This is a genomic window from Bacillus weihaiensis (assembly GCF_001889165.1).
GTDB lineage: Bacteria > Bacillota > Bacilli > Bacillales > Bacillaceae > Metabacillus > Metabacillus weihaiensis.
In genome coordinates this window covers 4,255,915-4,274,230 of the sequence record NZ_CP016020.1, presented here as the reverse complement: position 1 = coordinate 4,274,230, position 18,316 = coordinate 4,255,915, and the positions used below count along the sequence as shown (strand labels likewise).

Below are 18,316 nucleotides of genomic sequence, written 5' to 3'. Positions count from 1 at the left end.
CCTTCCTCTCTTAGTTGTTTTTTGACTTCACTAAGAGATAGATAAAATAAGGGGCACCCAGTGTAGCAGTAAATACACCTGCAGGGACAATGGATGGTAAAAATAGTGTTCGCCCAATTAAATCTGCTAACATTACGAGAATGGCACCGATTAATGCAGATACAGGCAATAAGGCGCCAAAAGAGGATCCAACAAGCTTTCGCGCAATATGTGGCGCCATAAGACCAACAAACCCTATTCCACCTGCAAATGCGACGGCTGTACCTACTAATCCTGTGCTAATTAACAGTAAAAGAAAACGATGGCGTTCAATCGGGCTTCCTACTCCCTTAGCTACATCTTCGCCAAGTGATTGGATATTCACATGTCGGGAGAAAATAAATGCCAATATGAGCAACACAATAACAACAGGTAAAAGAACATTCACATCTTCCCAGGTTACACTATTGACACTTCCAGTAATCCATACATTCGCTTGGCTCGCCATGTATATAGGCCCCAAGACCATAAACATTGTTGTTCCAGCCTGCATAAGGGCAGACATCCCAATCCCAATTAATACTAGTCGGATAGGTGTAACGCCATCCTTCCATGAAAGAAAGTACACCGCCATTCCTACAAGTGAAGCTCCTATAAAAGCAGCTAGTGGCATCCATTTCACACTAACTAGTAGAGAGTATCTATCATCACTAAACAACCATAAAAAAGCAACAACAGCCATACTAGCACCTGCCGTTACCCCAATAATATCTGGTGAAGCCAAGTGATTTCTAACCATCCCTTGAAGAATTCCTCCTGCTACAGCTAATGCCATACCAACTAACATAGAAATAATAATTCTTGGTAAACGCAATTGAAACACAACGAGCTTCTCTACCTCTGTTCCACCACCGAATAACAGGTTAATCACATTAAAAGGATGGATATGTAGATCTCCTAACCCTACACTAATAATAAATATCATCAGCGTTAAGACTAAAAGGATCAGTAATTTAATAAGTGCTTTCTGATCCAAGAGGAGGGACACCTTGTCTTTACCAATTCGTACGCTTCGATATCCCTTCATCCTTTGTTAATCCCCTTCCTAGCTAAATAAATAAAATATGGAGTACCAATGAAGGCTGTCATAACCCCTACAGGAACCTCTTGAGGCATAACAATGTATCTAGCACCAATATCAGCCGCCAACAAAAGAACGCCTCCAAGAAGTCCAGCAAACGGAACAAGCCAACGATGATCTGTCCCTATTAATTTGCGGGCGATATGTGGAATGACAATTCCGATAAAGCCAATTGGTCCAGCTATTGCTACAGAACCACCTGCAAGTAAAATCACAAGAATTCCTACTGTTATTTTCACGAGTCCTACTTTCAAGCCTAATCCTCTAGCAACGTCATCTCCCATAGCTAACACATTCATAATTGGAGTGAAAATAAGAGCAATGACCCATCCTATGGCAAGGTAAGGAAAGACAGAAGTCAATATCTCTAGCTTCCTTCCCTGCACAGATCCAGACAACCAAAATAATACTTCATCAAGCGCCGCTTCATTCGTTACTAAGATCCCTTGTGTAAAAGAAGAGAAAAGTGCCGTTAAAGCTGCTCCTGCAAGAGTTAGTTTCATTGGAGTTAATCCTTGTCTCCCAACATTTCCGATGAAATAAACAGTCAACGCTGCTACGGCTGCTCCTAAAAATGATACCCATGTAAAGATATCCAGACTTGATACTTGGAAGAATGTTAGGACAAATACGACAGCAAAACTTGCTCCAGCGTTAATACCTAAAATTCCAGGAGATGCTAGAGGATTTTTTGTAAGTGTTTGCATATATACGCCTGCTATTGCCAATGAAGCACCAACACTTGCAGCAATTAGAGCCCTCGGCAAGCGAACTGTTTGTACAATTAAGTGTTCATTGCTTCCATCAAACATAGTAAAGGCTTCGTAAGCTAATTTTATAGATGTATCCGTATACCCTAGTATGATACTCATCCCAATCAAAATAATGAGAAGAATAATCATCGCTAGTATTTTACCTATTTTTATTGGTACCGTAATTTGGTTCATATCGTTAAACCTTTCTACTTTTCATATATAGCTAGTGTAGAAGATATTAAAAAGTCAGTCAATATCATTGAGAATTATTTTCATTTTAGTGTTGACAATATTTTCTTCCTAAATTATGATAATGATTGTGATTACAGTTGATAATGATTATCATAAGCAATTAAAAATAAAATACTAGGGGGCTTTACTATGCAAAGAAAGTTATGGTCTGTATTCTCAATCCTTACCATCCTATCACTTTTCGTGTTAGCAGCATGTGGTAACACAAGTGAAGAGTCAACGAAGGAAGAAAAAGAAGAGCCAAAGGCAGAATCTACTAGCTATACTGTTGAGCATGCTATGGGTAGCACTGAAATTCCAGATACTCCAGAACGTGTTGTTATCTTAACGAATGAAGGAACAGAAGCATTATTAGCACTTGATGTAAAACCTGTTGGAGCCGTAATGTCTTGGGACCAAGATCCTTGGTACGAGCACATTAGCGCTGAAATGGAAGGCGTTGAGGTTGTTGGTGATGAAATCGAAGTAAACGTAGAAAAAATTGCCGAGTTAAAACCAGATTTAATTATTGGTAACAAAATTCGTCAAGAGGCTCTTTATGATCAATTAAAAGGTATTGCACCTACTGTGTTCTCAGATGATTTAGCAGGAGATTGGAAAATTAACTTTGAGTTATATGCAAAAGCACTAAATCTATCTGATAAAGGTGCAGAAGTAATGGCTGAATATGATCAAAAAGTAGAAGAATTAAAAACAACACTTGGTGATAAAGTGAACCAAGAGATTTCTATTGTACGTTTTAGCTCACGTCCAACTCGTATTTATTACACAGATTCGTTCTCAGGTGTAGTGTTTGAACAATTAGGCTTCAAACGTGCTGCACACCAAGAAAAATTATTCACTGAAGACAATAAAATGGGCAACTTTGCTGTAGAAGTAGATAAGGAATTAATTCCTGAAATGGATGCAGATCAACTATTCTACTTTACATATGCAGATTCTGCAGCTGTTGAAGAAGAATGGATTAATGATCCACTTTGGCAAAACCTATCAGCTGTTAAAGAAGGGAACGCTCATAAAGTAAGCGACATCATCTGGAACACGGCTGGTGGCGTAAAAGCTGCAAACTTAATGTTAGAAGATATTGAAAAGATTTTTGCTGAGTAATTATAATGAAGGAACGGATTGGGATTATTGATTTCAATTCAGAGATTACATTAGATTTAAGAGGCTGACCCAAAAGTCTAGATTTTAGACCTTGGGTTAGCCTTTTTTCATACTTTTATCTTTTTAATTCAGTTAACGTAAAAACCGGGACGTTCCATTGCGCTATCGATCTAAAATTTTATTCATAGAAGCAAAACCCCTACGAAAACAGTCTTTTTTAAAGAATAATTAAACAACAAAAAAATCGTCCTATTTTGTCTAATTAAGTTACCACACCAAATTATCCAAGAAAGGAACGATTTTTTATGAAATATGATCATATCTCTTTCGTTAATTATAACATGAATCAGTTAGTTCTTCCATTAGACCTCGAAATTCTCATCCCTCAAAATCATTTATCAACTATTGTCCATGAAGCTGTAGAAAAGCTAGACGATACATTGTTATTTCAACCCTACAAAGGTGGTGGACGACCATTATATCACCCAAAAATGTTACTTAAAGTCATCATTTATGTGTATACACAAAAAGTTTACTTAGGAAGACAGATAGAAAAGTTACTAACCGAAAATATCTACTTTATGTGGTTAAGTGGTAGTCAAACTCCTGATTTCGAACGATCAATCGGTTTCGATCTGATCGTATGAGAGACATTATCTATCAAGTCTTCTTTTCAATTGTAGAGTTACTACGTGAAAAAGGATTGGTAAAGCTGGAGCACTATTTTGTTGATGGGACTAAGATAGAAGCAAATGCAAATCAATATACATTTGTTTGGAGAAAAGCGACAGAAAAATACGAAAAAAGTTTAGGCCGACAAAACGCAGATATTATACGCTAAGAACAAATTTCCTTCTCTATTCCTTTAAACTTGTTGTTTGATAGTAGTGTAGTTTATATTCTGGAGGATGTTAAAATCTTGTCATCTTTTATTTAACTAAAAGAGGGTGCCGCAAAGAAAAAATTTTTGCGACACCCCTTATAACAATAGTTAATATTTATTTACCATATTTCTTTCTTCCCTCGTTAAAAATGGTTCTTAGTTTTTCAGTGTGAGTGTGACTAGACTCTATTTGATCTTCAGATACTTCTAGCTCCTCGGTATTTAAAGGAACTTTTCCGAAAGTAACACCTCTTGTCCCAAAAAGACCATCTTGTTCTGGGGTTAAAAATAGTAAGTATTCTTGTCCATCTTTCATATTTTCATACCCATTTACAGTATACGTTGTTTTTGTTTCATCTTCAAAATTTAACTCTCCCTCAATAAAGTTAATTTTTCTTCCAAATACTCATGTATTCTCAATATTTCATAATTACCAAATAGTTGACTCACCAAGATTACTGGATATCATTTGAATTTCTATAAATGATTTACAGGAGTGGGACCATCCTATCAATCCAAACTGGATTAGTTTGGAAAATAAGTATATAACCGTGCTAGGAGATCTCCACACAAATCGCGGTCGCTAACCCTCCCATATCTCTCCGGATCGTATCCATACTTTCCTTCGTCCTGCGTATCCATGAGGTGGAGGTTGGAAATGCTCCTATGCTGGGTCTGATGCCCGAATGGATAAAATAAGCTCCAACTCTGCACTATTGGTGTTTTAATGAGAAATATAATGATATTTAGAGTGTATTCCTAAAGGCTTTATGCAGCCTGTAATGCTTGGGTTTGAGGTAATCCTCTTAATAGTTTAGAACCATCAAACTCACACTATTTCTGGCCAATGACAAACATCACGCGTAGTAATTTACAACACAAGGCAATGAGTGACTGTTGGCTTTTTCAATGGTTTTTCAGATCGTGTTGTATAGTATTCATGCAAAGCTTTAAACGTTGGATTATGGGCAACAAGTGGACGTATCGCCAAATATAATGCTCGTCGTAAACGACTTCGTCCTCTCTTGGTAATCCGAGTTTGGTCTTTGAACTTACCAGAGCTGTGTTCTCGTAGTGATAGAACAGATAAATTAACTAACTGTTGGGGGGATATTTCGTAATATCCCCTACTTCAGCGAAGAACAGAGCGACGGTTGTAGATCCTAGCCCTGTTATATTCATCATTTGTCTGGCTCCTGGTAGAGTCTCGACAAGAGTTTCTAACTCCTTGTCTAACTGCTTTAACTGTTGCTTATAAAGCTCATATTGGTCGAGTAAACAATCTAGTTCACGCTGGGAAAACTGAATGCCAATCTGAATCCCAATACTCTTTTTCGCGGCTTCTACTAGCTTTGTCGCTCGCTTAATTCCCACTCCTTGTTGCACAAATGGTTTCCACTTCTTCAGCACCTCTTCTGGTGACAATTCCTTGATTTGAGACAGAAATGGAAACAGTCGCAACGTAGAGAAAGCTGCTTTTCCTTCCCAGTCTCCAAATACATCAAAGAATTCCGGAAAATACCGCTGAATATGGTTTTGGATACCCCTCCGTGGTCATCAGTTGGTTGATGAGCTGATCTCGTAATTTGACGCCTTCTCTTAATTCGGCATAAATGCCTTCCAAGAGATTTGGTACAGAGTATCGCCCATCCTTAATTAACTGACCAATCACGCGGGCATCCTTTGTATCATTTTTGGTCGAGGAATTGTCATCAAGCTCCTTACTTTTCTTAACGTGCATAGGGTTTACTACGACAAAATCGTATCCTTTCGCTACTAAAAAATAAGCTAGACTAAACCAGTAGTGACCAGTTGGTTCTACGCAAAGAATGACGTGATTCTTTTTATTTTCTTTTCGAAGAGTTTCTGCCCAATTTACTAGCTTTTGAAAGCCATGTATTCGATTTTCAAAGATCAAGCGTTTCCCGAATTCGATGCCACGGTCGTCTTGAGCACGAGCTACGTGTTTGTCTTTGGCAATGTCAATGCCGACTATAAGAGTTGTTGGTGTAATTTGAGAGATTTTTTGATTTTGTGTATAATTCATTTTGAGTCCTCCTTGGTTACTTAAATTAAGGGTCCATTTTTGCTTCGAAGCTTTGGACACCTCGTATGATACCAAGAGGGCTCTTTTTGTTTCAAACCTCAAATTTCTTCATTACAGGAATGCTCCTATTATCTATTGCTTTCATTGTAGGACACCCATAATTTCCTTTCCAAAAATGAACAGGACAAAAAAAGTTGTATTTCCCAAAGGAATACAACCCTCATAGTTCATATGTTTTCTTGTTTAATTTATATCCTCGATAAAGCGAATAACCCTTCATCCCTATCCAATAAGAGTTGTGGAAGAAAAATTCTGGCTAGCGGTTGATTTTATTATTATCCCATTATTTAACTGTACCAATATTTATAATTCCCTAAAGTATTCACCTTGTTATTTTTTTGCTTTAGTATTATTTGCATTTGTACTTGTAAAATTAATAGCATTCTGACCATCTACTAAACCATTTCCATAAGAAAACGATTCACCTAAAGGTCTTGCTGTATCATTTAATATTCTTCTTATTTCAATATTTGTAAGTTCAGGCATTAATTGCATCAATAAAGTTGCAACACCAGTTACATATGGGGCTGCCATCGACGTACCATCAAATATCGAATATCCCCCTGGCACTGTACTATTTATATAAATTCCTGGGGCTACCAACTCCAGCTCCTTACCAACACTTGAAAAACTAGCTCTATTATCATACTGATCAACTGCCCCTACAGATATAACAGAACTATATTTAGCTGGATACGTTAAACTCCCCTTTTTACTATATCCGTTATTTCCTGCTGAAGCGACAATCAGCATTCCATTATTATATGCTGTATCTATTGCTTCTTCTAAAGCGAGAGAGCTACTACTATTACCAAAACTCATGTTAAGGATATCTATTTGGTTCATCATTGCCCACTCAATACCTTCAATCACATCACTATAATAACCATTTCCATTATTATCTAAGACCTTTATTGAATAGAGGTTTGCTTCTGCAGCAACCCCTAGCACTCCAAGGTTATTATTTAGTGCTGAAATAACTCCTGATACATGTGTTCCGTGCCCGTTATCATCCATATAATCTGACGTTCCATCAACAAATGTTTCTCCACCGACTACATTAAGATCTTCATGAAAATTATCTATACCTGTATCCATAACACCTATGTTAACCCCATAGCCAGTTCCACCAAGTCCTTGAACGTCATCAGCATTTATATGTGTGTAACCCCAAGGAACTTCTTGTCCCATGATTTTTACTTGTGCATTTTCTTCTATATAGGTTATGTTCGGATTATGAGATAAAGCTTCTACGGCTCTATCTGATAGTTTTGCAGAAACAACAGGTATAAATCTAAACGTTTTATCAAGATCCCCTCCATATTTATTAATAATGGACTCACTAACCTTATTATTAAAACCAATAAGATAAGACTTCTTAGTTTGAGCATTACCTACTTCTGGTACAATAAAAGAGATAAACAGAATCAATATACTTACTAGTACTACTAGTTTATTTTTCATATACAATTGTCCCTTCAGAATTTTTAAGTATATACCCATTTCTATTCTCCTAAAATTCTAAACTATTAGTAAAAAAGGATAGGTGAGTAGATTATAAAAATCCCTCAGTCTATCCTTTTTTGTTCTTAGTTACTGATATAATATGGGTTTCCAACTGTAGCCCATCTAGAATTTTTCTTTGAGTACGACACACTGAATGATGAATTTGATAGGTTCACAACATCAATTACAGCGTTCGAATACCATGAATAAGCTTCATAGTTATGTTCAAAGTGCGTATATATTTCAGTCCCTGTTGGTGCCTTGAACGTAAACTTTGCATACCCATTATCTGTATTATACATAGGCATAGATCCCCCCACCCATACCCTAAATAATCATGTACATTAAAGGTAGCACCGTCAGCTTCCCAACTTCTTCTAGCAACTCGATCATGACGTGAATATCCATAGTTGTCCCAACTATAAATATAAGCAGATACCCGTTGTGTCATATCTTTTGTACTTCTAACAGCTAATATATCTTCTATATCGTGATAACTGTCCCATTTGCCATCAGTCCAATCCCAATAGCCGTAATATGTGTAATATCCATCACTGCTTTTATACAAACTTCTAGTCAATGAAATATTTCCAGAAGTACTGTTGGTAGTCATTTGTTGATCATCAGAGTATGTATCTTCTACTTGCTCCCAACCATATTTTTTCATTACCTTATCAATTTCCTTATGCATCTTGTCTTTAATTTGCTTTTCAGAATCTTTAATATTCTGTTTAGTTATTTTAGCTAACTTTTCAACAGAGTCAACCCCTTGTTCATCAAGAGCCGCTTTCTTAACATCACCAATTTCCTTTATGTGCTTAGAATACACTTCTTTAATAATTGGATCTAATTCATCATCTTGTTTTTTAACCTTAGCAAAATTTGGATCTTCACCACTTGCGGTAACCTCTTCAGCACTTACAGAAACAAAACCAATACCAAAAACAAAACCAAGAGCAACCAGACTAGCAACAATCCTTTTAAGAATTTTCAAAAAATAAACCTCCTAAATATTTTTGTTCTAGTTGACTATCATTCTAGGGTCTAGTATATTTTAGCTAATACACCAAAAATTTACAATTATTAATTGTAAAAAATTCGTTAAAGGTGGTAATTATTTGAAAAATTTTTTAGTGATAGCCTTAATTATTTTATTATCCGTTATCATTATTGCAACAAGATTATTTCAAGTCGAATATAAAACTTTAGAAGATTTAGAGAAATTGTTTAATAAACACAATATAACTTATACATCGAAACCTATCGAAGATGAATATTTGTTAGATATCGCTAAAGAACAGAGAATTTACGAGGTAGAAGAGAATGATATTTATGTCTATATAGTTGATAAAGCTGATTTAGAAAAAGCTGATTATAGAGTGAGTAATGAAATATTAGGTAATAATTTTATTGTAACAACATCAAGTTCTTCTTTTATTTTTGCCTATACTGAAAAGAATCTTGAAAAGTTTGAAGGAGATTTATTCAGTGTTATTAATGAAATAATAGAATCTGAGAAATAATTTTCTACCACACTATGACTCAAAAAGGTTGTTTAATGACTTTTTTGAGTTTTTACATTTAATTTAGTTATTTGAAACAAAATGGTTAAATTCTTTCCCAAATAGCAGGTAAAGGAAGAGTTACAGCCATTGAATTGGATAAGATGTTAGGGAGTTATATCGACACCTCTGCTTTGTTATGCACAGATACAGCTACAAATTACAAAAAGTTCACCCAAATGAAAGGTCTTCAGCACGAATTAATCAACGTGAGTAAAAAAGTCTATGTTAGAAAAGGTATTTATCATATACAGTTATCTTTACTGGTTCAGCTTCCTTCAGCAAAGTAAGAAGTTGGCTGAAAAAGAGCAGATAAACCAAATGCTCCTCAGTGCTTGCCAAAATTCAAATAGCATTACCGTCAATTTCCTACGTGAGGTATAAAAAACAGCCATTCCTATATGGAACGACTCTATTTATTATTCCGTTAAAGCCCCTTTGATTGAAGGAAGAATATATAGCTTTCTCTAGTGTTGAAGAACTGTTTTGAAATAAGCATTCTTCACATATATTGTATAAGCTACTACAATAAAAGAAAAAATCAGATTACCTACATATGGCTGATATGATTGATTAGTTATAAGCAAAGAGCTTGTTAAACCAAAGATAATTAATAGGCTATCATTACCCAAAATCCCCATTTTTTCAACCTAAAATAGCCATAGACCATTTAGCATCTGCATTATAAAAAATAACTGTAAAATAATAAAACTATCGCACCAAATATATAGAAATAACTTATCAAAGAAACTCCTAACGGTCTTTTCACTTAAACACCCCCATTGAATATTCAAATCAAAAGTTATCTTTTGTTACATTAACCCTTTTAACTGAATAAGCATCCGTTTATATAATACCATAAAAAGTAAATTATTCCTTCTCATACTCAAGAGCAACAATCTTTTCGAAAAGAGCCTTTCATAAAAATGGTTGTTATTGTTTTGATAGAACTTTGTTTTTACCAATAAGTTTTGGTTTTAAAAGATAAGCGAAATTCAAGATGTTTTTTTATAGCTAACGATTTTAGTTCCAAAAACGACCGTTTTTGGTTTAAAAGGAGTTTCTCTTAAAAAACCTCAAAAACTATTAAAATTCATAACCAAAAATATATCAAAAATCAAAATACCAATATATCTATCTAACCGCCCTTTTTGGTATAGTAAATGTATTAAAGTAAGGGGGGCTATGATTTGAAATTTGGATATGCTCGGGTAAGTACGCAAGATCAGTCCTTATCATTACAACTTGATGCTTTGAATCATTATGAAGTAGATCAGATTTTTGAAGAAAAAGAATCTGGAAAGAGGAAAAACCGTCCTCAATTGGACGAGCTTCTTAAAGTTCTGCGTAAGGGCGACACAGTGGTTGTCTATAAATTAGATCGTATCAGTAGGAGTACCAAACATTTAATCGAACTCATGGAACAGTTTGAAGCTAAAGGAATCCACTTTGTGTCTATTCAAGATAAAATTGACACAACAACAGCTATGGGGCGATTCTTTTTCAGAATGTTGGCTAGTATAGCTGAATTAGAACGGGATATCATTAGTGAACGAACAAAAGATGGGCTCGTGGCAGCTAGAGCTAGGGGAAGAAATGGAGGTAGACCGAAGGTTGAATCAAAAAAAATCATGCTTGCCACGAAGATGTATGAAAGTAAAGACTACTCCTTATCTCAAATTAAAGAAGCCACAGGAATAGGAGCAACAACGTTATATCGTTACTTAGGAAAGAAAGAACTATCCAGCGAGGATGTGTAACATGAGAGGGAAAGAATTGTTGACCCTTGATCAGCGAAATATGTTTATGTCTATTCCTGATGATATGACTGAGCATGAAATGGAAATGCGCTATACATTCACCTCAGAAGATCTTGATTTATTAATAAGCATCGAAGAGACCATAATCGCTTAGGGATTGCCTTACAACTTGCTGTCCTTCGATATCCGGGTTGGACTTTATTTCAGCTTAAAGACATTCCCAGCTATATACTCGATTATATTGCGAAACAAATCGATATCTCCCCTCAAGAATATAAACAATATGCCAAACGAGTAGCAATCCGCAATGAACACCTAGAGGAACTTCGGCAACATTATGGCTACCAAAATTTATCCTTTGAGACATATCGAATTATTGTACAATATACACTTCAACGCGCTCTAGAAAACGGAAATACTGATTATTTGATTCGCTTAACAATTGAAGAATTGCGAAGACAAAAAGTAATTTTGCCAGCCATGACAACAATAGAAAGGATTGTATGGGAGGCACGTCAACGGGCAGAAGAACGAATTTTTAAATCTATCAGCTCTACATTATGTGAATCTCAAAAACCAAAGTTAGATCACTTACTTGATGTAAGTTCCACCTATTCAAAGACACCCCTTGCTTGGTTGCGAGAAATCCCTGGACAATCCTCTCCAGATGCTTTCTTAAAGGTTATACAACGTCTTCAGGTCATACGAACTTTGCAACTTAATGTGGATATTAATGAAATTCATCCAAATAGGATCTTGCAGTTAGAACGTCTAGGTTCTAAATATGAGCCCGTTCGTTCCGTAGGTTTAAAGAAAATAAAAAATTTGCACTTTTAATTTTACATCTCCTACAACTTAGCCAAAACCTTACCGATTATGCCTTTGAGATACATGATCGCCAAATTACTTTATTGTTGTCAAAGGGGCGCAAAGCTCAAGAAGAGATTCAGAAATTAAATGGCAAATCAGTAAATGAAAAGGTTATTCATTTTGCAGATTTAGGCACAGCACTGATTCAAGCAAGAGAACAAGGTAAAGACCCCTTTGAAGCATTAGAGGCTATTATGCCTTGGGAGGACTTAGTGAACTCTATCGAAGAGGCAAAGCAATTGTCGCGCCCAATGGATTACGACTACTTAGACTTGCTAAAATTTCGCTTTAACTATTTACGTAAATATACCCCAACATTGTTAGAAGCCTTGGAATTTACTTCTACAAAATCAGGAGAGCCATTGCTCCGTGCTATTGACACAATTAAAGAGATGAACAGGCACAATAAACGAAAGGTTCCAGAAGTGGCTCCTTTGGACTTTGTTTCGAATCGCTGGCAAAAGCATGTTTATGATGATGATGGGAATGTTAATCGCCAATATTATGAGATGTCCGTTCTAACCGAGTTAAGAAACCTTGTACGCTCAGGTAACGTTTCTATTAAAGGAAGTCGTCAGCACCAAGATTTTGATAATTATTTAGTGCCAAAAGAAACATGGGAGCAAAACAAGCATCTTAATGAACTTACCGCACCTCCTTCTGTTGATGAATACTTAGAAGAGAAAATGGATGCATTACATAATCGGCTTGAATGGATTAAAGCTAATATCACAGAATTAGATGGGGTTAATTTTGAGGATGGACGGTTGCATGTCCATCGTTTGGAAAAAATGTTCCAGAAATAGCACGAGAATATAGTCTATCTCTATATCAGTTAATACCTCGTGTAAAGTTGACTGATATACTTATGGAAGTGGCTAGTTGGACCGGATTCGAAAAGCAACTTCTTCATGCTTCCACGCTACATCCTCCAAAAGAAGAAGAAAAGCCAGCGATCATGGCGGCTATCATGGCTATGGGAACAAATATTGGTCTTACTAAGATGGCAGAAACGACACAAGGAGTATCTTACCGGCAAATGTCCACAGCCTCACAGTGGCGTTTATATGAAGATGCCATGAATAATGCACAAGCAGTACTGGTTAATTTTCAGCATAAGTTAAGTTTGTCATAGTACTGGGGAAACGGGACAACTTCTTCTTCAGATGGTATGCGTGTTCAAGTAGGAGTTTCATCCTTACACTCTGAAGCAAATCCACATTATGGAACGGGGTCCTGCCGAGGAACGGGGAAAGGTGCAACCATCTATCGCTTTGTCAGTGACCAATTTTCTAGCTTCTATACGAAAGTGATTAACACCAACGCAAGAGATGCTGTTCATGTCTTAGATGGTTTATTACATCATGAGACTGATTTGCATATTGAAGAACATTATACGGATACGGCTGGTTATACGGATCAATTATTTGGATTAACCAATTTGTTAGGATTTCGGTTTGCTCCAAGACTACGAGACCTTGCAGATTCTAAACTTTATTCATTTGAAAAGCCAGACCAATATCCAGAAATGGAGAAATTGTTGCGTGGAAGAATTAACACCAAGATCATTCAAGGAAATTATGATGATGTATTAAGGTTGGCACATTCCATTTGTAACGGTACAGTCTCTGCTTCTCTCATCATGGGAAAACTAGGTTCTTATTCTCGTCAAAATAGCCTTGCGACAACTTTAAGGGAGATGGGACGTATAGATAAAACCTTGTTTATCTTAGATTATATTTCTAACGAAACATTACGTCGGCGAATCCAACGTGGATTAAATAAGGGCGAAGCCATGAATGCTTTGGCACGAGCTATTTTCTTTGGGAAACATGGGGAACTTAGAGAAAGAGCATTACAAGATCAATTACAGCGTGCCAGCGCCTTAAATCTTATTATTAGGCTATTAGTATCTGGAATACCGTGTATCTATCAGAAGCAATTGAACATTTGAAAACAACAGGAAAATATAAAGAGAAATTACTTCCTCATATATCTCCTTTGGGATGGGAACACATTAACTTCTTAGGTGAATATTCATTTAAACCTTAGATTTCAAACTCTGTTCATTCCCTGCGCCCACTTAGAATATAAATAAAACCTTGATTTTTCTCCTTAGCGAAGAAAAATCAAGGTTTATCTTCCAAAGTGTCTTACCGTATAATATCCGCGTTTTGTCGGCAGGACCCCTTTATTGTCCTTTTTAAGGCTCACCTCGTTCTCTATTCTTTGTTTGATCCCCTTATTTATCAGAAAACAGAAGTAGAGAAAATCCTCACTATGCTTGTGACCTTCTTATATCTACTAATCCAACAGCTTATGATTTAATGAAATTTTTCCAATACTTAAACTTTTGAACTACAAAATAATGAAAAACCCAAAAGTAATGTTGACAATCCTCTAAAGAACCGATACATTAATGATAGTGATAATTATTATCAACTAGAACGAGGATAAGGAAGGGTCTATTATGAATACAAAAAGAAGATTTGCCTTTATTACAACATTTTTAATCGCCATTCTAATGCTTGCATTAGCTGGTTGCGGAACGAACCAATCAGAATCAACGTCTTCAGATACTTCTTCTAACACGGAAACAACAGAAGAAGCAACTTCACAATATCCAATTACAATCCAACACGCTTTTGGTGAAACAATAATTGAAGAGAAGCCTGAACGCGTCGCTACAATTGCCTGGTCAAATCATGACGTTGCACTTGCTCTTGGTGTTGTACCAGTTGGTTTCTCAGCAGCAAACTATGGGGTTCAAGATGAAAGCGGTATGCTTCCTTGGACTGCGGAAAAATTAAAAGAGCTTGGTGCAGAAGAACCTACCCTTTTCCAAGATACAGATGGGTTAGATTTTGAAGCTATTTCAGATGCTCAACCAGATGTAATTCTTGCCGCTTACTCAGGTATTACTCAAGAAGAATATGATACGTTAAGTGAAATTGCACCTGTTGTGGCTTACAAAGAAACTCCTTGGTTAACTTCATGGCGTGACCAAATCAAGTACAATTCAATGGGTATGGGCTTGGCTGAAGAAGGCGAACAGTTAATTGCAGATACTGACAAGTTCATCGAAGAAAAAGTAAGTGAACACCCTGAAATTAAAGGAAAGAAAGCTGCATTTGTCAGTATTTCAGCAGCAGACTTATCTAAATTCTATGTGTATACACCAACAGATTCTCGTGGTGATTTCCTAACTGAGCTTGGAATGGAATATCCAGAAAGTATTACAAGTCAAGTTACGGATGATTCTAGCTTCTACTTAGAAGTTAGCGCAGAAAACGCAGATATTCTTAATGAAGCTGATATTTTTGTATCATATGGTGATGAAAATACATTAGCGGCTTTACAAGCTGATCCAATCTTAGGAAAAATCCCTGCGGTTGAAAGAGGTTCTGTCGTGATTATTGGCGATAATACTCCACTTGCAGCAGCCGGTACTCCAAATCCGCTTGCAATTAAATATTCACTGGAAGAATACTTAACTCTACTCTCAGAAGCTGTTAGCAAATTAGATTAATGGATACTACATCCGTAACAGATAGTAAGCAGTTACTTATTCCGAAAAATTTCATCATGGTTTTCATCTTGTTTGTTCTTTTACTCGGTTTAAGTGTTTTAGCTTCTCTTGCCTTTGGTTCTCGTACTGTAGGATGGAAGGAACTCATGGATGGTCTTTTCCATCCTGATGTACAGAGTCATGGGGCATTAGTTGTTCGTCAAAGAATTGCTAGAACTGTCTTTAGTATTATGTGTGGTGCTGCATTAGGAGTTTCTGGGGCCCTTATGCAGTCAGTTACACGTAACCCTATTGCAGATCCTAGTATTTTAGGAGTCAACACAGGTGCAGCACTTTTTGTTGTTTGTGGGATTTCCTTTTTCAATATTAGTTCAGCTAGTCAATTCATTTGGTTCGCATTAGCGGGAGCCATTATAACTGCCATCTTTGTTTTCGGAATTGGTTCTATGGGGAGTGGCGGTGCCACGCCCCTTAAACTCGTTTTAGCGGGAGCTGCTACAAGTGCGGCCCTGACATCCTTAGTGATTGCAGTAATGATTCCACGCTCAAATGTGATGGACCAATTTAGATTTTGGCAGGTAGGTAGTGTTGGCTCAGGTAACTGGAATTCTATTTCAACATTTCTCCCTTTTCTCCTAATCGGTATAGTCATCGCATTATTTACCGCTCCTGCATTAAATGCTTTAGCACTAGGTGATGAAGTAGCTACTGGCTTAGGAGTACGAACGGGTACACTTCGACTCATCGCTGCATTTGGCGGTGTACTACTATGCGGAGCAACAACCGCACTAGCAGGTCCTATTGGGTTTATTGGCTTATTAGCACCTCACTTAATTCGTTTAGTAATTGGTCCAGATATACGATATGTGGTTCCAATGTCAGCACTTTCCGGTGCCGTTATCTTAACAATTTCAGATATTTGCGGTAGACTACTAGGTAGTCCAGGTGAGCTCGAGGTTGGTGTCGTTACGGCATTTATCGGAGCCCCTATCTTAATTCTAATAACGATGAAAGCGAAAATGCGTACATTATGATGAATGAATCTTTGAACCTTATCATGGTCGGTAGAAAAAAAAGAAAACGCCGTTTTATCCTTGTTACTACTCTACTTGCAATCATAGCCTTCGTGCTTGCGTGCACGATGCTTATGCTTGGTAACACAATCTACCCTGCTCAAGATGTCATCCGTGTTCTTTTAGGTGAGAATGTAAAAGGGGCTTCATTTGCAGTAGGAACGATTCGTTTTCCTAGAATGCTAGCAGGTGTTTTTTCCGGATTTGCTTTCGGTGTATCGGGCTATGTTTTTCAAACCATGCTACGAAACCCTTTAGCCAATCCAAATGTTATAGGAATAACAGCGGGTTCAAGTGCAGCTGCTGTATTTTGTATCATTGTTCTTCATGCAAGTAATACTGTCGTTTCCATTGCTTCTGTAGTTGGAGGTCTTGCTGCAGTATTTATCATCTTCATGCTGTCTAAGGGATCCTCCTTTTCAATTGGCAGGTTGATCTTAATCGGTATTGGAATACAAGCAATGCTAAGCGCTATCATTTCTTATTTATTACTTATCGGTCAATCACAAGATATTCCTACTGCTATGAGGTGGCTTAGCGGGAGTCTCAATGGGTCGAAAATGGAACATATCTATCCCTTAATCTTGACCGTTCTTATTTTAGCTCCTTTCATTATGGCACTTGGCAAACGATTAGATATGCTCGAGCTTGGCGAACAAGCTGCAACATCTCTTGGTATTCCTACAGATAAAACAAGATTAGCCCTGATCATTAGCTCTGTGCTCATCATTGCCTTAGCAACTGCTACTACAGGACCAATTGCTTTTATTGCCTTCCTTTCAGGGCCTATCGCTAAGAGATTAGTAGGTGTAGGATTTTCAGGCATTGTGCCAGCAGGACTTGTGGGAATCATTTTAGTGTTAGCATCTGATCTCATTGGGCAATTTGCATTCGTTGCTCGTTATCCTGTCGGCGTCATAACAGGAATACTCGGAGCTCCTTACTTACTCTATTTGCTCATTCGAATGAATCGAAAGGGAGATTTATAATGAAACCTACACATAGCTTTCAAACAGAAGGACTCACTGCTGGTTACGATCATAAAACGATATTACATGATGTGAGTATTTCTATACCAAGTAATAAAATAAGCATTATTATCGGATCAAACGGTTGTGGGAAATCAACGTTGCTGAAAACGATGGCGAGGCTCATTAAACCTATTTCCGGAAACGTAATATTAGATGGAAAACCGTTAAATAAAATTCCACCAAAACAGCTTGCTCGTGTATTAGGCTTATTACCACAATCACCTATTGTACCGGAGGGAATTACAGTCGCTGACTTAGTTGGCCGAGGTAGATACCCTCACCAATCACTTTTTAAAGGCTGGACAAAGGCTGATTATGAAGCTGTTGCTGAAGCAATGGACATGATGAAAATTACAGAATTTGCTGATCGAAATATTGATGAGCTTTCAGGCGGACAAAGACAACGTGTTTGGATAGCGATGGCATTAGCACAGCAAACCGATATTTTATTTCTAGATGAACCAACAACCTATTTAGATATCACCTATCAGGTCGAAATACTCGATTTATTAACAGATCTTAATCGTAAATATGGTACAACCATTGTAATGGTTCTTCATGATATTAACTTGTCAGCACGCTACGCAGATTATATTTTCGCTCTTGATCAAGGAAAGCTCGCAGCAGAGGGTGAACCATCGGATGTGATCTCAAGTACATTAATTCACGATATTTTCGGACTGAACTGTACCGTCATTAATGATCCTATCTCCGGTTCTCCATTTGTGGTTCCGATTGGTCGACATCATGTTAAAAATTAA

General features: G+C 37.0%; 12 protein-coding genes and 4 pseudogenes. 10 read left to right on the top strand and 6 right to left on the bottom strand.

The genetic code is table 11. From position 1 onward, the window contains the following. Positions 1-10: 10 nt before the first annotated feature. Together A9C19_RS20720 and A9C19_RS20715 are read right to left on the bottom strand one after the other, a co-directional pair. On the bottom strand, positions 11-1,066 hold the full coding sequence (locus A9C19_RS20720; protein WP_072581625.1) for a FecCD family ABC transporter permease: 1,056 nt from the start codon (positions 1,064-1,066) through the stop codon (positions 11-13). Then, positions 1,063-2,067, bottom strand: a complete 1,005-nt coding sequence (locus A9C19_RS20715) for a FecCD family ABC transporter permease (protein ID WP_072581624.1) — start codon at positions 2,065-2,067, stop codon at positions 1,063-1,065. Before A9C19_RS20715 ends, A9C19_RS20720 begins: the two co-directional genes overlap by 4 nt. A 189-nt stretch (positions 2,068-2,256) precedes the next feature. Between A9C19_RS20715 and A9C19_RS20710 the strand changes: the two genes are divergently transcribed. Both A9C19_RS20710 and A9C19_RS20705 read left to right on the top strand, forming a co-directional pair. Next, a complete protein-coding gene (locus A9C19_RS20710) occupies positions 2,257-3,234 on the top strand; it encodes an ABC transporter substrate-binding protein (protein WP_072581623.1) in 978 nt (325 codons plus the stop codon). Between the two features lie 305 nt (positions 3,235-3,539). Continuing rightward, positions 3,540-4,069 (top strand): annotated as a pseudogene (locus tag A9C19_RS20705) (transposase); the annotation flags it as partial. Positions 4,070-4,232: 163 nt separating this feature from the next. Here A9C19_RS20705 and A9C19_RS20695 read toward each other — a convergent pair. From A9C19_RS20695 to A9C19_RS20680, 4 genes and pseudogenes are all read right to left on the bottom strand, one after another. Further along, positions 4,233-4,433: a hypothetical protein gene (locus A9C19_RS20695; RefSeq protein WP_072581620.1), complete on the bottom strand. Its 201-nt coding sequence runs from the start codon at positions 4,431-4,433 to the stop codon at positions 4,233-4,235. Positions 4,434-4,885: 452 nt separating this feature from the next. Then, a pseudogene (locus tag A9C19_RS20690) lies at positions 4,886-6,164 on the bottom strand (IS110 family RNA-guided transposase). A gap of 390 nt (positions 6,165-6,554) precedes the next feature. Further along, positions 6,555-7,727 (bottom strand): S8 family peptidase, encoded by a 1,173-nt coding sequence (locus A9C19_RS20685; RefSeq protein WP_099092793.1) that lies wholly within the window; start codon positions 7,725-7,727, stop codon positions 6,555-6,557. 187 nt (positions 7,728-7,914) lie between these two features. Beyond that, the gene (locus A9C19_RS20680) at positions 7,915-8,724 is read right to left on the bottom strand and encodes a hypothetical protein (RefSeq protein ID WP_072581619.1); all 810 of its coding nucleotides are present in this window, start codon (positions 8,722-8,724) and stop codon (positions 7,915-7,917) included. Positions 8,725-8,848: 124 nt separating this feature from the next. On the opposite strand from A9C19_RS20680, the gene A9C19_RS20675 reads away from it, so the two are divergent. From A9C19_RS20675 to A9C19_RS20645, 8 genes and pseudogenes are all read left to right on the top strand, one after another. Next, positions 8,849-9,253 (top strand): hypothetical protein, encoded by a 405-nt coding sequence (locus A9C19_RS20675; RefSeq protein WP_072581618.1) that lies wholly within the window; start codon positions 8,849-8,851, stop codon positions 9,251-9,253. Between the two features lie 89 nt (positions 9,254-9,342). Further along, a pseudogene (locus tag A9C19_RS21420) lies at positions 9,343-9,676 on the top strand (IS1595 family transposase); the annotation flags it as partial. 806 nt (positions 9,677-10,482) lie between these two features. After that, positions 10,483-11,052, top strand: a complete 570-nt coding sequence (locus A9C19_RS20670) for a recombinase family protein (RefSeq protein WP_072581617.1) — start codon at positions 10,483-10,485, stop codon at positions 11,050-11,052. A 1-nt stretch (position 11,053) separates the two neighbouring features. Continuing rightward, positions 11,054-13,974 (top strand): annotated as a pseudogene (locus tag A9C19_RS20665) (Tn3 family transposase). A gap of 418 nt (positions 13,975-14,392) precedes the next feature. Next, on the top strand, positions 14,393-15,451 hold the full coding sequence (locus tag A9C19_RS20660) for an iron-siderophore ABC transporter substrate-binding protein (protein WP_072581616.1): 1,059 nt from the start codon (positions 14,393-14,395) through the stop codon (positions 15,449-15,451). Next, entirely contained in the window at positions 15,451-16,485 is a 1,035-nt protein-coding gene (locus A9C19_RS20655; protein WP_199445801.1) for a FecCD family ABC transporter permease, read from the top strand. The genes A9C19_RS20660 and A9C19_RS20655 overlap by 1 nt, the downstream gene beginning before the upstream one ends. Continuing rightward, positions 16,482-17,513, top strand: a complete 1,032-nt coding sequence (locus A9C19_RS20650; RefSeq protein ID WP_072581615.1) for a FecCD family ABC transporter permease — start codon at positions 16,482-16,484, stop codon at positions 17,511-17,513. The genes A9C19_RS20655 and A9C19_RS20650 overlap by 4 nt, the downstream gene beginning before the upstream one ends. Continuing rightward, positions 17,513-18,316, top strand: a complete 804-nt coding sequence (locus A9C19_RS20645; RefSeq protein WP_072581614.1) for an ABC transporter ATP-binding protein — start codon at positions 17,513-17,515, stop codon at positions 18,314-18,316. Before A9C19_RS20650 ends, A9C19_RS20645 begins: the two co-directional genes overlap by 1 nt.

What these genes read in the sequence shown, in the direction of transcription:
- A9C19_RS20720 (WP_072581625.1), bottom strand. Translation starts at nt 1,066, where the DNA reads ATGAAGGGATATCGAAGCGTACGAATTGGTAAAGACAAGGTGTCCCTC.
- A9C19_RS20715 (WP_072581624.1), bottom strand. Translation starts at nt 2,067, where the DNA reads ATGAACCAAATTACGGTACCAATAAAAATAGGTAAAATACTAGCGATG.
- A9C19_RS20710 (WP_072581623.1), top strand. Translation starts at nt 2,257, where the DNA reads ATGCAAAGAAAGTTATGGTCTGTATTCTCAATCCTTACCATCCTATCA.
- A9C19_RS20695 (WP_072581620.1), bottom strand. Translation starts at nt 4,433, where the DNA reads ATGAAAGATGGACAAGAATACTTACTATTTTTAACCCCAGAACAAGAT.
- A9C19_RS20685 (WP_099092793.1), bottom strand. Translation starts at nt 7,727, where the DNA reads ATGGGTATATACTTAAAAATTCTGAAGGGACAATTGTATATGAAAAAT.
- A9C19_RS20660 (WP_072581616.1), top strand. Translation starts at nt 14,393, where the DNA reads ATGAATACAAAAAGAAGATTTGCCTTTATTACAACATTTTTAATCGCC.
- A9C19_RS20655 (WP_199445801.1), top strand. Translation starts at nt 15,451, where the DNA reads ATGGATACTACATCCGTAACAGATAGTAAGCAGTTACTTATTCCGAAA.
- A9C19_RS20650 (WP_072581615.1), top strand. Translation starts at nt 16,482, where the DNA reads ATGATGAATGAATCTTTGAACCTTATCATGGTCGGTAGAAAAAAAAGA.
- A9C19_RS20645 (WP_072581614.1), top strand. Translation starts at nt 17,513, where the DNA reads ATGAAACCTACACATAGCTTTCAAACAGAAGGACTCACTGCTGGTTAC.